Annotated in this window: 1 pseudogene; it reads right to left on the minus strand. The window is 71.9% G+C overall.

From position 1 onward, the window contains the following. Positions 1-63: 63 nt before the first annotated feature. A pseudogene (locus KDK95_RS34845) lies at positions 64-488 on the minus strand (glycosyltransferase); the annotation flags it as partial.

Below are 488 nucleotides of genomic sequence, written 5' to 3' on the forward strand. Positions count from 1 at the left end.
TCGATCGCCTTCCGGCCGGTCCGATCCCCTTCCGCAGGGCGATCGCCCGCGTCCGTGGGCCGGTCACTCCTCACCCGCGCCGATCACCCTGCCCTTCCACGATCCGCCGCGCCCGAGCCGATGCCGGCGCGCCGAATCCACCGTCATCGCCCCGTACAGCGCCATCACCCCCGGCAGCAGCGGCGCCCGCCACCAGCCGAGCCCGTACAACCGCAGGACCGGAACGTAGCTCACCGACATCACCGCCCACGCGAGCAGAGCCGGAACCGCCACGCCCCACGACCGCGTGGCCAGCCCGGCGACGCCGAGCACCGGCGGCACGCCGTAAATGAGCACGAGCCCGACGACGGTGCCGAGCAACAGCCAGGGGGAGTAGCGCAACTGGGTGTACGCACTGCGCGCGATCATGTCCCACAAATCGGCCAGACGAGGGTACGGACGCAGACTGCGCACCCCGGTCGTCACCCCGAGCCAGACCCGTCCGACGT

The sequence above is a fragment of the Actinospica acidithermotolerans genome (genome assembly GCF_018139625.1).
Lineage (GTDB): Bacteria > Actinomycetota > Actinomycetes > Streptomycetales > Catenulisporaceae > Actinospica > Actinospica acidithermotolerans.